Here is a 14,360-nt window from a genome sequence, read left to right on the forward strand (position 1 = left end):
CCTTTAAGCCTCAAGAATTTTTTCCTTGAGGCTTTGTAAATCTTGCTTGAAATTCCCCTCATTTTTTTGCCAGACAAGTTTAAATTCGAGCTTAAAAATTTCATTTTCTAAATTTAAATTTGTATTTTTTAACAAAGACTCTAAGTAGCCTAAATGTTTTAACGCGTTTTCTTCATTTTCAAAAATAAAAACAAAATCCTGACCGATAAAGAAAATTTGAGCCTTAAAACGCCTTAGAATTTTAGATACTTGCTTTAAAATAAGCTTTTGATAACTTTCCTTTGCTTGATTGAGTTCGTTAAAATGTAATAAGGCGATATAGTAATTTTCTTTATTTTTAAGATAAAGCTTGAGTTTTTTTTCATTACCAAGTTTGGTAAGACTATCAAAAAATAAGCTTTTGTAGGCACTAAAAAGCAAAATAAAACAAAAAAGAAAACTTGCAAATTCAAAATATCTTACCCCCCAAGCGCTTTTAAATAAAAAACACACATAAGCACCAAAAAGCACAAGGGGTGGGATAAAGTCTAAATTTCTAAGCCCTTTTAGCGTTAAAAAGAGCAATGCAAAACAAAAAAACACAAAGCCAAGTTCATTAAGCGGAGTGTAAAAACTAAAAAGCTCATAGTTTAAATTTGTGGCATTAAAATGTGTATTTTGCGGTAAGATGAGGGCTAAAATTCCCATTAAAATAAGCAATAAAAATGCCCCAAGATTAGCAAGGCAAAAGATGATTTTAGAAAAGTTTTTAAGATAAAAAAGCAAGAAAATTAAAGGCAAAAATAAGCTTAAAAACAAATGTCCTTGAAAAATGGGGCTAAAAAGATAGGCTAGTCTTAAGGTGATTAAGCTAAGGCTTAAAAAGAAAATTCGAACATTGTGGAAATAAAATGCCAAAAATAGAGCTAAAAATTCAAAAATTACGCTAAAAACAAAAAGAAAATCCAAATTATACGCCTTTTATTTTTGCCTAATTTTAACAGCATTTTTTAAATGATAGGATGAAAGAAAAGAAAGCTTAACGCGGTGTTAAGCTTTAAATTTGTGTTTAAAGAGGGTCGGCGCCAAAGCGGTTTTCCCCATCTGTGCCTTTTTCACAAAACCAGCAAAGTAGCACAATGAAGCCTATGAACGGGATAAGATTTAAAAGTTGCCATCAGCCTGATTTGTTAATATCGTGGAGGCGTCTTGTCTGAATGGCGATTCCCACAATCCCAACAACGAGTGATGTGATTGCATCATACGAAAGATAAAAAATAGAATCAGGGCTAAGAAAAAACAAGGGAAGTCTCAAGATAAAACTTACAATCGTTAGAAATAAAACAAACCACCAAAATTCAGAACGCGAAGTCCTACCTTGAAAACAAAATAGCTTCGTAAGTCCAACACTCACCGCTTGTGTAAAATTCATTTGAACTCCTTTAATGTAAAATGGAGCTGCGATTATATACAAAAAAAAACGCAAGGGCGGGGCGGAAAAATTTGCAAAATGTGAAATTTAAAGCAATTTTCGCTTTTCTAAGCTTTCTCTTAAAGGCACGATAGCCCTTTTTATCACGCCATTTTGCATATAAATAAAATTATAAATTTCATCAATCCAAGCTTCATTTGCGTAAATCCACGCTACAAGTTTATTTTGCTTATCTGAGTCATTTTTTACCGATGTGAGATAAAGAGGCGAGAGCAAACTTTCTGCGTGGAAAGTGCTAGGACCTAAAAGCTCACTAAGATAGTAATATTTCTTTTGTCCTATTTTATTTTTAAAGCTTTCGATATTTTTGCAAATCGTTTCAATAGAGTGCTTTTGTGTGCCTCCTTTGGTTATGGTTTTGATTTGATTGGAAAGTCTTTTGCACTCTTTGCCTAAATTTTCACTTGTTCTTATGAAGCCTTTGAGTTTTTTATAGCTTTGAAGCATTAGTTCATTTTGCCTTGCTCTTGGTAAAGCTTTTGGCTTTGGAAATGGCTTTTTAAGCTCTTTTTTAAGCAAGGTTTCGCAAAGCTCTTTAAAAGGCTTTTCTATCGCTCCTTCTATCCTCGCACCGCCCTCTGTGGCATTGTAAGTTGTGCAAGAATTTTTAGAAAGATAAATGAGCTGCTCGTAAAAATCTCTAAAAATTGTCCAAATTTTCGTGCTTTTTACCTTGCCCTTGCCTCCATAAGCTTTAATTTCTCTTTGCTCTTGTGAATTTGCCTCTTTTTTGGCTGTTTCTAAGCCTCTTGAATAGCCTTTTGAGTGCGTGGTGCCATCTTTTGCATAGGCTAAGTCTTGTCCTATTAAAATGATATTTTTATGCCCAAGCGCCCACGCAATGGAATAGGCGATATGTGCGACGCTCCAGCCAGTTAAAAAGCCAAATTCTTTAAGCGCAAGCTCTTGTGAGAGAGGAAGCATTCTTGGCGCTAGCATATAGTCTCTGTGATTTTTCTCGATGAAATTTAAAGTTTTTGGGTGGGTGAGAGCAAGGAGAATGAAAAGCACATCTTTATCAAATTCTTTAAAATCATTATCAAAAAATTTGCTACTAGCCTCCACTCTTTCAAGACTTAACACATAATCAGGTTTAATCTTTTCTTTCGCCAAAATGGCATAACTTGCATCAAGGCAGAAAATACTTGCCTTTTTGGCGTATTTTTTAAGCAAGGGTAGTTGTTTGCTAAGGCTTGGTCCTGTGGCGACTATGATGGCGGTTTCTACCTTATCCTTTCTTTTTTGAATCAGACTATCCATACAAGGGTGCGTTAGCATTTTAGGTAAGTGCTGGATAAATTGGTCTATGCCTTGAAGTGCGTCTGCTGGGTCGTTTCCATTTCTTAGGGAAAGCTCGATTATGGCATTTTTGTTAAGGTGGTTAATGGCTAAAATGTCTTTTTTGTATTTTTCGTAATAATCACAATGAAGCTCTAAAAAATAGGAGCGGTAGAGTAGGGCAAATTCGTGTGAGCTAAAAAGCTGGACGGCTTTTATAGGATTCATTTCTTTACTAAGTATAAAAACGAGCCTCCCACTTGCTAAATCTTCGCTAAAATTTGAAACATTTAAAGCAAGGAAGATAAGCTCTATATCTTTTTCAAAAACGATAATTTTTTTGTAAGTTTCATTTTGCAACAAAGCCTTATATAAAAGTCCATTTCCCACTCCATAAAAAAATAAAACGGGATTTAAGGCTCTATTTTCGTTGATGAATTTTATCTTTTCTTTTAATTCTTTGAGGGGGTTTTGATACATTTTTGCTCTAGTTTTAAGCTCGATAATATTTAAATTGAGCGGGTCTTTATTAAAGATAAGTTCGTATTTTTTAGTTTGCTTTAGTCTATCTAGCTTTTTGCTAAGCTCCGCATTACAAGCTCTCATCGCCTTGATATTTTTGTCAAAAAATTCACTCCTTAACATTTCTCGTCCTCAAATTTGTTTTTCAATTTTTCAATTCTTTTTTTCAAGCCCTTTTCTTTCATTACATTTTCTAAATTTAAAATGGCACTTTCAAGGACATTTTCTTCTTCTTTTATATGTTTAGCGATAAGCTCAAAATAATACAAATGTTCCTTAATCCACCAAAGATTTTTTTGCAAGTTTTGTGCGTCATCTCTTGCGACTATGCTAACCAAACGCCCCAAATTTAAGTCAAATTGAAATTTCAAAGGCTGTAAAAGCTCTGCCATATCAAGCCCCACCTTTTCTATCTTTTCTCTTATTTGCATAATTTGCTCGATACTATCTTGCATACCCCCCCCCCGTGCAAATGCACTTAAGTCAATTTTATCTAAGTAAGGTTTTACTCGTGAGTTTAACTCGTCCAAATTTTCCTCTAAATTTTTTCTAAATTCAAGGCAGTTTTGTCTGGCTTGGTAAAGTTTATATAGGGCTTTAAGCAGAAATTCTTTTTGTTTTTTTTCGTTTAAATTTTCTAATTTCTCTAATACTCCTTTTTCTTCGGTAAAAAATTCCTCACAGCATTCTTTAAAAGGCTTTTCTATCGTTCCCTTTATCCTCGCACCACCCTCTGTGGCATTGTAAAAGTGATATTTTTTATCCAAAATGCTGAGTTGTTTTTCTAAAAAATGTTTAAACATATGCCATACGAAATGCGTTTTTACCCTAGTTCCACCATAACCCTCTATCTCAAAAATATCTTCATAACCCTCACTTTCAAAATGTTCTCCGTTTTGATAATCTTTAGAGTGAGAGCTTCCATCTTCGCCATAAGCTAGGTCTTGCCCTATAAAGACGATATTTTGAAAGTCCAAAAAAGAAGCAATACTTAAACTCATATGTGCCACGCTCACGGCTTCATTTAAATATCCAAAGCGTTTAAGGGCGGTAAAGACATAAAAGGGCAGAAATTTTTCTATGAGACTATAATTTTTATTTCTTCTCTCTAAATACTCTATGGCTTTTGGAGAAACCAAAGAAGCAAGCAAAAAGGTCGTTTTGTCATCTTTAGTGCCAAAGTCGTGCTTAAAAAATTCTGCTGTAAAATCTGTGCGTTCTACCATACACACATAATCAGGAATGATGTCATTTTGTATTAAGATAGGGTAAGCTGAGTCCGCCGCAAAAATGACGACCTTATCTTGGAATTCTTTTAAAAGGGGGAGTTGTTTTGCTAGGCTTGGACCGGTGCTTACTATCACGCAGGATTTAAACTGCCCTTTTCTTTTTGCTTTTAATTCTTGTGTGGTTGGATGGCTTATCATTTTAGCTAAATTAAGACTATGGTGTTTAATGCCAAGCAAAGAATCATAAGCATCATTTCCATAAGAGTTGATTGTATTTTCGATGGTGTGCGAGAAAATTTCATTTGTATGCTTCACATTATCTTTAAATTTTTCATAATAACTTGAGTGAAGTTCTAAAAAATAAACTCTAGACGAGTAAAAGGCGGGTTTAAATTCTGTAAATAAGGCTTGTGCGTCTAGATTGACATCATCTTTTGGATTTAAAAATAAAATTTTGCTTTTTTCAAATTCTTTAGAAAAATCAACAAGATGAAAAATGTGATAAATGATTTCTATCTCGCTTTCAAAAATGACAAATAAAAGATGATGTTCATTTTGTGCTAAAACTTTATACAAAAGTCCATTGCCAAAGCCGTAAAAATAAAGCACGGGATAAAGTGGGTAGCTTTCATTATAAAGTTTTATCATTTGATTTAATTCTTGCATAGGATTTTGATAGAGTAAAGAATTATCCCTTAAATCCTGCAGATTAATATCCAAAGGGTCGCTACCCGTTAGAATTTTAAAATGAAATGGCGCTTTTACCTTGCTTAGAGCTTCTTTTAAGATGGGGTTTTTTAACGCCTTTAAATTTTTTTCATAAATACTCATTCATATCCTTTTAAAAGCTCATTTTGCTCTTTTAACAACCCAAAAAGCTTTACAAAATAGCTTTTTTGTGTATTTAAATCGCTCATAATATCGGCATTTTGAGCTTTTAACTTTAATCTTTCGCTTTCTAAATCAAAAAGCAAATTTAAAAATAAATCCGTGCAAATATCTTGCTTTTTAAAATCCTCGCTTATTTGTTTAAAAATATGCAAAAAGCATTCCAAATTTTCATTTTTCGCAATGGCATTTTCAAAATCTTTTAAAACATTTTCTAATTTAAGGGCAAATTCTTCGCCTCCTTGAGCGAGACTTTTCACTCTTAAAAGGGTGTTTTCTTTAGGGATTTTTCCGCTTTTTAGGGTGAATTTTTTCTTTTTTTCGCAAAGTAAATTTTCGCAGCACCACGCAAAGCTTTTTTCTATCGTCCCCTCTATCCTCGCCCCGCCCTGTGTGGCGTTAAAGGTGCGGATATTTAGTATTTTAGCGGTATTAATGTCTCTTTGAAGTCCTAGCCTAAAAAGCGTCCAAGCAAGAGAGCTTTGCGCCAAAGCCTCGCCCCCATAAGCCTCGCACAAAAATTTGTCCTTATCTCGCTTAAAGTCGTCTTTGTGGTGGCTAAGAAGCGTGTAGCTTTTTTCGTGAGAAAGTCCGCCCTCATCATAGGCTAAATCCTGTCCTATGAAGATGATATTTTCAAACCTTAAAGCCGCCGCACACTCATAAGCCATATTTGCGACACTCGCCCCCACGCCTAGATAGCCAAATTCATCACATTTTAAAGCATTTTCGAAATAAAAAGGTCTTAAAACAAGAAGAAAATTTTTATCTTCAAGGTATTTTAAAGTGTTGGGGTGGGTTAAAGAAGAGATGATGAAAAGGGTATCTTCATCAAATTTTGTAGAGTTTTCGTTAAAAAACTCACTTGTGAGCTCTAGCCTTTCTAAAGAAAAAACAAAATCAGGCTTGATATTTTCTTTTTTTAAGATAGTATAAGCACTATCGGCGGCAAAAATGACGGCTTTATCTTGGATTTTTTTTAAAAGGGGGAGTTGCTTTGTGAGGCTAGGACCTGTGGATACTATAATGGCGGTTTTATTTTGAAAGCGGTAAGTTTGTAAAAAGTCCTTAAATTTAGGTCTTTCAAGCATAGTGCTAAGATTAGTCAGAGTGTGCTTCATACCCACTAGCGTGTCTTTTGTGTCGTTACCCTTTTGCAAAAGCAAAAAGTCAAAATGCTCTTTCATCTTGCTGTGCCAAAACTCTAGATTCTCATTTTCGTAAAAAGCACTATGTGAAAATAGGGTATAAATTTTGTAGCTCGTTTGGATAAGCTCATTTTGAAAAAGTGCGTCAAGCTCTTTTAAATTTGTGATTAAGATGAGTTTTTTGCTAAGGATTTCCTCGCTAAAATCAATCAGGCTAAAAACGAGGCTTAAAAGCTCTAAATCTTCCTCAAAAACAACAATGCTTTGTCTTTGACATAAAATTTTATAAAGCGTGCCATTGCCAAAGCCGTAAAAATAAAGCAGAGGATAATATGCATAATGTTCTCTTAAAAAAATAAGTTTAGCGCTTAATTCTTCCTTGACATTTTGATAAATTTTTTGCTCTTTAAAATAGAGATTAAAGTCATCACTAAGGCTAAATTTATCTTGATTTTGGGGCAGGTTTAAATTTGGATTACTCTGTTTTAATGCTTTGAGATTTTTAGTAAGATGAGGTGGATTTATCATAAATCCTCTTCTTTTAAAGGCGTGGCAAATTCTATATCTCTTTTTGCTTTTTTGCCTAAAATTTGAGGGTAGAATTTGGGGTGTAAGCCAAATGAGGGACGCACGGATTTGATATTTTCTTCGCTAAAAATTTCACCTTTTTTAATATTTTTGCTAGCATACAAGCTTCTTGCAAAACGCCTGTTTTGAAGTGTTTTTTCATCTAGGCTTAAATCCTCACTCCCCAAAGCACTCTCTGCCTCTCTTACCGCATCTACCATAGCCTTAAATTCGCTAAAATCAAGACTAAAAGCACTATCCTCACTTTTGATACTTTTATCTAGTATGAAATGTTTTTCTATCACTCTAGCACCCAAAGCTACGGCTAAGGTAGCACTAAAATGCCCCTCGCTATGGTCGCTTAGTCCTACTTCGTAACCAAATTTTTTAAGGCTTTTAAGGGCATTTAAATTCATATCGCTTAATTTTGCGGGGTAAGCTGAGGTGCATTTTAAAAGGCATAAGTTTTCATTTTTTTCTTCTTTAAAAATTTCACAAACCCTAGCAATTTCGCTCTCATCAATGATTCCTGTGGATACAAAGGTGGGTTTTTTCTCTTTTGCGACTTGACGCACAAAAGTTTCATCATTTGCCTCAAAAGAGGCGATTTTATAAGCCGCTGGGTCAAAACGGCGTAAAAATTCTAAATCTTCCTTGCTAAAAGGGCTAGAAAAACAGATAAGCCCCGCGTCTTGTGATGCTTCAAAAAGCTGAGAGTGCCACTCATAAGGTGTTTTTGCACTTTCGTAAAGCTCAAAAAACTTTCTTTTATCCCAAAGCCCCCCTTTGATGATAAAATCCTCTTTATCGCTATCTAAAGTAAGGCTTTGTGGGGTGTAGGTTTGAATTTTAACTGCATTTGCCCCTGCTTCTTTGGCGGCTTTGATGGTTTTTAGTCCAAGTTCTAAGCTGCCAGAATGATTAGCTGAAAGTTCTGCGATGATGAAAACGCCTTTTGTGGTATCAAAATCATTTATAAGCATTTTGCGTCCTTAGCTTAAATATTTGCGTAAAAGTGCGATAAGCTCATTTTTACTAATGGAGCTTAAAACCTCACTAATGCACTCAAATTCTGTAATTTTTTCTTTTGTGAAAAGTATAATGTGGCTTTGTGGATTGTGATTTTTATAGATATGAAGAAGAATTTTAATCTGCTCTAAGTCAAATTTTATCACTTCATAATCTAGCAAAACGAGGCGGTAGCTTTCCTTACTCAAGCATTCTTTAAGCTTTGATAAAGAATGCACTAAAGTATTTTGCGAGCATTGTTTTTCTATAATGCTAAAAAATAAATTTGCGTCAAATTCATTTTGCTTAAACAAAAGCACATTGTTTAAAACGCCTTTTTCAAATTTCTTTGGGGTTAATTTTTCTAATCTTTTTTTAAGGATAAGTTCGAGCATTTTTTTATCAAGCGGCATTGTTAAAAAGCAAGGGTAGTTTAAGTTTTTATCCCGACCAAAAACAATAAAATCTTCATCTTTTTTGTCTAATTTTTGATAAATTTCATCTTTTACAAAAATGAGGTGATAATCGTTTCTATCAAAGCTAAGTTCTTTAAAAAATATACTTTGAATTCCAAAATATGCTAGGATATTTTGAATAAGAAAATTCTCCAAATCATCATTATTTATCAAAGCAACCTTAGCCTCATAACGCAAAAATTTATCCTTGCGTCCCCCTAAACTTTTGTTATAGCTTATGGGGTGGTTGATGGCAAGGCGGAGAGTTTCTTTTTGCTTATGAAGGGCATTAAGCAAAAGGGAGAGCGTTTTTTCATCGGCTTCAATGTAATAAAGTGCATTTTGGATATTTCCTAGATGATAGTAAAGCTCTTCTAATAAAAAAAGAGTTTCACCTTTTTCCAAATTTGCCTTTTTAATGCGGTAATTTTGCGTTTCTAAATGCTCTTTTAGTGAATCAAGTGCCTTTTCGACATCTTCATTTTTTTCAAGTAAAGAAATTTTATAAAATATTTTTTGTAAAAAACGCTTTTTTTTAAAAATTGTGATAAATAAAACCAAGCTTAAAAGCAAAATGCTAAGAAAAAGGCTTAATTTAATTTGCTCTTTTACCGTATCAAGTGCGTCAAAATCCACGCTGAAAAAGAGTAAAAAGGCATTTAAGATAAAGATAAAAAAGCTTAGCATCATTGTATTTCCTTAATTTTTTGAGCTGTTTTTACATTTGTAAGCATTTTTAGTTCCTCAAAATTTGCTTGATAAATTTTTTCAAAATCTCCATAAAAGGATAAAAGTTTTTGTAAATACCCCTCACTAATGCCTAAATTTAGAAGTTTAGAGCTTTTTAAATCTTGTTTTTTCTTGATGTTTTGATGAAAAGAAAGGGCAAAGCGGTGTGCTTCATCGCGTAATTTTTGCAAAAATTGCAATTTTTTATCATCGGTGTTAAGATGAAATTCGCCTTTTAAAGAATGAATTTTATCTCTAGCACTTCCCTTTGAGCGATAAGCCTTAAAATCAACTTTTTCCTTAGCTATGGCTAAAACATCGACATTTGCCCCCGAACTTACGATGATAGTGTGAGCTAAATCAAGCAAAGCTTTACCCCCATCAATGAGCCATAAATCAGGCGGAGAAAAGCTTTCAAATTCTTTACTTCTACGCATTAAAACTTCCTTCATCTGTTCATAATCACTTTTCCCTTGTAGATGAAATTTGCGGTAATTTTGCTTCTCCCATTTGCCATTTTTAAAGCACACCATAGCCCCAACTTTTGCCACGCCTTGCAAGTGAGAATTGTCATAAATTTCTATGCAATTTGGCAGATTTTCAAGCTCAAAATAATTTTTTAATTCTTCTAAAATGTTTAAATCATTATTTTTGCGGTGGATGGAGATGTTAAGCAGAGCATTTTCAAAGGCTAAATCACAAATTTTTCTTTTTTCTCCCTTTTGTGGGACTTGAATGTGAATTTTTTTAAAAAATCTTCGACTAAGCAATTGTTCTAAAAGCTTTCTATCTTCAAAATCTTCATAAACATAAATTTGATTTGAGACGAGCGGGGTGTCTTGATTAAAACTTTCTAAAAGCATTTGTTTATAAATTTCATTGACACTAATTTCACTTTCTTTTAGGGTGTGAATTTTAGAATGTGTGCTGATGATTTTGCCCTCTTGTATGACAAAACGCAGGGTGGAGAAAATCCCATTTTCATTAGCAAGGGCAAAAATTTCAAAGTCCTCAAGTCTTGCTAAATCGATTTGCACTTTACTTTCTAAGGCTTTTATGGCATTAACCCCATCGCGTATTTTGGCGGCTTCTTCGTAATTTTCATTTTGGGCGTATTTAAGCATTGTTTTTTCTAAATTCTTAATTAAAATGCTAGGGTTTAAAAGGGCTTTTGTGGCGTTGCTTAGAATTTCTTTATATTTTTCTTCATCGATTAAGCCCTCGCACACTCCACTACACCTTGAAATTTGATGAAAAATGCAAAGTTTTTTACAATTTTTCTTTTGCTTTAAAGGATAGTAAAGATAAAGGGCGTTTAAAAGTTCCTTAGCCCCCCTAAAAAAAGGACCATAGTATTTAATTTTAGGCTTTTTAATAATTTTACGCGTGATTTCAAAGCGTGGAAATTTTTCATTTAAATCCACATAAATGTAGGGATAAGTTTTATCATCTCTTAGCAAAATGTTATATTTAGGATGGAGTTGTTTGATGAGAGAATTTTCTAAAATGAGGGCGTTGGCTTCTGTTTTGGTTGTGATGAATTTCAAATGCACCGCTTCGCTAATCATTTTTTGAATTCTTAGGCTATTTTTGACATTAGCTCTTAAAGGATTAAAGCTAAAATAGCTCTTTACACGCTTTTTTAAATTTTTAGCCTTACCGACATAAAGAAGCTTTCCTTCTTGATTAAAATATTGATAAACTCCAGCACTTTCTGGTAAGCTCATAAGCTCTTTTTCAAGCATTTTGAATCACTTTTCTTAAGGCTTCAAACTTTTCGTAAAGGACTTGATTTTCGAAAGAATTTTTAAATTCCCCCAAAGAAAGCTCGATATAAGGGCGAATGTTTTTTACTTCCTCTTTAAATTTTGGCTTAGAATTTTCATAACGCTGGGAAAAAATTCTAAGATTTTTAACCTTAGAAAATTTGCTCAAAGGATTTTCTTTCGCATAGAGCTTTATAAGAATTTTAATGTAATTTTTGCTATCATCGTGGTTTAATTCTTGGTAGCCTATATGATTGAGCGTTATGATGTTTAAAGTGTCATTTTTAATAAAGAGCTTGGCGATATGACGCCTGTGTTTAGGTGGCATTAAAAGTAAGAAATCCTTACAATAAAAAAGATGTTTTAAGGGAGCATAATGAGGCTGATTTGTCATTTCAATAATAATATTAGTCGTGGTTTTCGTTTTTTTCATAAGGGCATTTTAGCATTTTTTTGTTTAATATGCTTAAGTGCTTGTGGATATAAGGGAGAGCCGACTTATACGACTTATGAACAAAATGGTTCGGTTAAAAGTGTTAAAAAATATGAAACTTTAAATAGGTGGTAAAAATGAAACAAGATTGTATTTTAGTGTTAGATTTTGGGTCGCAATATACGCAATTAATTGCTAGAAGATTACGAGAATTTGGGATATATGCAGAGATTGTGCCTTATTTTGAAAGTCTAGATTCTATCAAGAGTAAAAATCCTAAAGGCATAATCCTAAGTGGCGGACCAGCAAGTGTATATGAAGAGGGTGCTTATAAGCCTGATGATGGCGTATTTTCGCTTGGTGTGCCTGTGCTTGGAATCTGCTATGGTATGCAGTATATCGCGCATTTTTTTGGCGGCAAGGTCGTAAGGGCGCAGGCGCAGGAATTTGGCAAGGCGGTGCTAGAGCTTGTGGAATCGTCATTGCGAGCAGACGAAACAAGCACGACAATCCAACCTTCTTTTGACACAAGCGAACTTAAATTTGTAAGCTTTAGCGAAAAAGAACTTGAAGATGTGCAGGGTGCGTTGGTGGATTTATGGGAAGATTCTGTTAGGGCGAGTCATCATTTTTTAAGTGAAGAGGATATTTCTGAAATTCGCGTTGAGGTTGAGGGTGCGTTTTATCAAGTGGCAAATTTGCTTGTGGCAACTTATGAAAATGATTTTGTCGGTTTTATCGGGGTTCAAGATGATGAAATTCCTATGCTTTTTGTGAGTCCAAAATATTTTAATTTTGGTATCGGAAAGGCGTTAATGCTTGAAGCTTTAGAGCGTTATTTAAAGGGTTTTGACGCTATTAGGCTAGATTGTAATGAGCAAAATCCTAATGCGCTAATATTTTATCAAAAGCTAGGTTTTTCTCAAGTAGCACGCAGTGAGAAAGATAGTGCTGGGCGCGATTTTCCTATTTTGCATTTGAGCGTAAGGCGTGAAATTCTTTTGCAAACACTTAAAAATCCTAGTCAAAAAAGCGTGAAATTTCAAGCTTCTAACAAGCTTTTTGCGGGAGTGAAGCAAGATTCTATCGTCTGGATGAGCCACGCTGATAAAGTAGAGCAGATTCCGCAGGGCTTTGTGGAGCTAGCTAAAAGTGGGAATACGCATTACTGTGCGATAGCGGATTTCACGCGCCAAATTTATGCGTTGCAATTTCACCCTGAAGTCGTGCATAGCGAGTGTGGCGGGGAGATTCTAAAAAATTTCGCGCTGCATATTTGCGGGGCGGATAATAGCTGGAATATGAAAAATTTCGCAGAATTTGAGATAGCCAAACTGCGCGAAAAGGTGCTGGGGAAAGCTTGTGAGAATGGGATGGATTTTATATCTGTCTTAGAAACGCCACGCACTTATTTGCGTAAATATTGCCTTGATGATTTAGAGACTTTGCAAAAGATTTTAGATGAGAAAACAATGTATGCGTGGGGACACGCTTTTAGTAAGCAAGAATGCAGAGATTGGATAGAGAAGCAACTTGAAGCTTATGAAAAATATGGCTTTGGATTTTGGGCTGTGGTAGATAAGGCAAGTGGTGAGATTATCGGCAATGCAGGGCTAAACTATGAGCGTGTAAAACTCGCTGGGACAAATGTCGCGGATTCTCAAAATGCAGAGCGTGAAATTTTGGAACTTGGCTATATCATCAATCATCGTTTTTGGAAACAAGGCTTAGGGTTTGAAGTGGCGAGTGCGTGTGCGGAATATGCGTTTAGCAAACTTGGCGCAAAGGAGCTTTATTGCTTGATTAAAGAAGACAATATACCCTCACTCGAACTTACTAAAAAGCTTGGAATGTGTATCGTCGGGAAAATTATAAAGCATTACAAAGGACAAGAATTAGCACATTTCGTGTTAAAGATGAGTGAGTTGCCACTATTCGCAAAAGATTCTAAGGTTTTGTGTGCGGTGAGTGGCGGGGTGGATTCTAGTGTCGTAGCCACTCTACTTTACCGCGCCATAGGGGAGAATCTAATCCCTGTGTTTGTGGATACTGGGCTTTTGCGTAAGGGTGAGAGAGAAGCGGTGGAGCAGATGTTTAGGGAAAATCTAAAAGTGCCTTTGATTGTCGCAGATGCTAGGGAGCTGTTTCTAGGGCGATTAAAGGGCGTAACTGACCCAGAAAGAAAGCGCAAAATCATTGGTGAAACTTTTATAGAGGTTTTTGAGCGTGAAGCCAAAAAGCACAATACAAAAGGCGAGATTAAGTTCTTAGCCCAAGGCACACTCTACCCTGATGTCATAGAATCTGTAAGCGTGAAAGGACCAAGCAAAACGATAAAAAGCCATCATAATGTGGGCGGACTGCCTGAGTGGATGAAATTTGAACTCATAGAGCCTTTGCGTGAGCTATTTAAGGACGAGGTGCGCGCGCTTGGGCGAGAGCTAGGAATGCCGCAATCTATGCTAATGCGCCATCCTTTCCCCGGACCCGGGCTTGCCATACGCATTATGGGAGAGGTCAATAGCGCGGATTTGGGGCTTTTGCAAGAGGCGGATTCTATCTTCATAGAGGAGCTGCATAAGTGGGGGCTCTATGATAGCGTGTGGCAGGCATTTTGCGTGCTGCTAAATGTGCGGAGCGTGGGGGTAATGGGTGATAACCGCACCTATGATAATACGATATGCGTGCGCGCGGTGGAGGCGATGGATGGAATGACGGCGAGCTTCTCGCACCTGCCGCACGAGTTTTTAGAATCTGTGAGCAATAGAATCATCAACGAAGTGGAGGGCATTAACCGCGTGGTGTATGACATCACAAGCAAACCCCCGGGGACCATTGAGTGGGAATGAGCATAAACTGTAAAATT

General features: G+C 35.4%; 9 protein-coding genes and 1 pseudogene. 1 reads left to right on the forward strand and 9 read right to left on the reverse strand.

The window, feature by feature from the left end:
* Nucleotides 1-3 precede the first annotated feature (3 nt).
* From CHELV3228_RS01925 to CHELV3228_RS01965, 9 genes and pseudogenes are all read right to left on the reverse strand, one after another.
* Nucleotides 4-948, reverse strand: coding sequence for a hypothetical protein (locus tag CHELV3228_RS01925; RefSeq protein WP_082199287.1), 945 nt, complete (start codon nt 946-948; stop codon nt 4-6).
* Between the two features lie 100 nt (nt 949-1,048).
* A pseudogene (locus CHELV3228_RS01930) lies at nt 1,049-1,411 on the reverse strand (DUF805 domain-containing protein).
* Nucleotides 1,412-1,498: 87 nt separating this feature from the next.
* Complete coding sequence (locus CHELV3228_RS01935; RefSeq protein ID WP_082199288.1) at nt 1,499-3,394, reverse strand: motility associated factor glycosyltransferase family protein; 1,896 nt, start codon at nt 3,392-3,394, stop codon at nt 1,499-1,501.
* Nucleotides 3,388-5,331, reverse strand: coding sequence for a motility associated factor glycosyltransferase family protein (locus CHELV3228_RS01940; protein ID WP_082199289.1), 1,944 nt, complete (start codon nt 5,329-5,331; stop codon nt 3,388-3,390). Before CHELV3228_RS01940 ends, CHELV3228_RS01935 begins: the two co-directional genes overlap by 7 nt.
* Nucleotides 5,328-7,064 (reverse strand): motility associated factor glycosyltransferase family protein, encoded by a 1,737-nt coding sequence (locus tag CHELV3228_RS01945; RefSeq protein ID WP_082199290.1) that lies wholly within the window; start codon nt 7,062-7,064, stop codon nt 5,328-5,330. The genes CHELV3228_RS01940 and CHELV3228_RS01945 overlap by 4 nt, the downstream gene beginning before the upstream one ends.
* Nucleotides 7,061-8,086, reverse strand: a complete 1,026-nt coding sequence (gene pseI, locus CHELV3228_RS01950; protein ID WP_082199291.1) for a pseudaminic acid synthase — start codon at nt 8,084-8,086, stop codon at nt 7,061-7,063. The genes CHELV3228_RS01945 and pseI overlap by 4 nt, the downstream gene beginning before the upstream one ends.
* 9 nt (nt 8,087-8,095) lie before the next feature.
* The gene (locus tag CHELV3228_RS01955) at nt 8,096-9,256 is read right to left on the reverse strand and encodes a hypothetical protein (protein WP_082199292.1); all 1,161 of its coding nucleotides are present in this window, start codon (nt 9,254-9,256) and stop codon (nt 8,096-8,098) included.
* Complete coding sequence (uvrC, locus tag CHELV3228_RS01960; RefSeq protein WP_082199293.1) at nt 9,253-11,040, reverse strand: excinuclease ABC subunit UvrC; 1,788 nt, start codon at nt 11,038-11,040, stop codon at nt 9,253-9,255. The genes CHELV3228_RS01955 and uvrC overlap by 4 nt, the downstream gene beginning before the upstream one ends.
* Nucleotides 11,033-11,494, reverse strand: coding sequence for a hypothetical protein (locus CHELV3228_RS01965; protein ID WP_082199294.1), 462 nt, complete (start codon nt 11,492-11,494; stop codon nt 11,033-11,035). The genes uvrC and CHELV3228_RS01965 overlap by 8 nt, the downstream gene beginning before the upstream one ends.
* A gap of 137 nt (nt 11,495-11,631) precedes the next feature.
* Here CHELV3228_RS01965 and guaA point away from each other — a divergent pair, with 137 nt between their 5' ends.
* Nucleotides 11,632-14,343, forward strand: a complete 2,712-nt coding sequence (gene guaA / locus CHELV3228_RS10445) for a glutamine-hydrolyzing GMP synthase (protein WP_082199295.1) — start codon at nt 11,632-11,634, stop codon at nt 14,341-14,343.
* Nucleotides 14,344-14,360: the final 17 nt, after the last annotated feature.

Source organism: Campylobacter helveticus, from assembly GCF_002080395.1.
GTDB lineage: Bacteria > Campylobacterota > Campylobacteria > Campylobacterales > Campylobacteraceae > Campylobacter_D > Campylobacter_D helveticus.

Bases quoted from the DNA above. Each gene is read 5' to 3' on its own strand.
- pseI (WP_082199291.1), bottom strand. From the start codon at position 8,086: ATGCTTATAAATGATTTTGATACCACAAAAGGCGTTTTCATCATCGCA.
- CHELV3228_RS01935 (WP_082199288.1), bottom strand. From the start codon at position 3,394: ATGTTAAGGAGTGAATTTTTTGACAAAAATATCAAGGCGATGAGAGCT.
- CHELV3228_RS01940 (WP_082199289.1), bottom strand. From the start codon at position 5,331: ATGAGTATTTATGAAAAAAATTTAAAGGCGTTAAAAAACCCCATCTTA.
- uvrC (WP_082199293.1), bottom strand. From the start codon at position 11,040: ATGCTTGAAAAAGAGCTTATGAGCTTACCAGAAAGTGCTGGAGTTTAT.
- guaA (WP_082199295.1), top strand. From the start codon at position 11,632: ATGAAACAAGATTGTATTTTAGTGTTAGATTTTGGGTCGCAATATACG.
- CHELV3228_RS01965 (WP_082199294.1), bottom strand. From the start codon at position 11,494: ATGAAAAAAACGAAAACCACGACTAATATTATTATTGAAATGACAAAT.
- CHELV3228_RS01955 (WP_082199292.1), bottom strand. From the start codon at position 9,256: ATGATGCTAAGCTTTTTTATCTTTATCTTAAATGCCTTTTTACTCTTT.
- CHELV3228_RS01945 (WP_082199290.1), bottom strand. From the start codon at position 7,064: ATGATAAATCCACCTCATCTTACTAAAAATCTCAAAGCATTAAAACAG.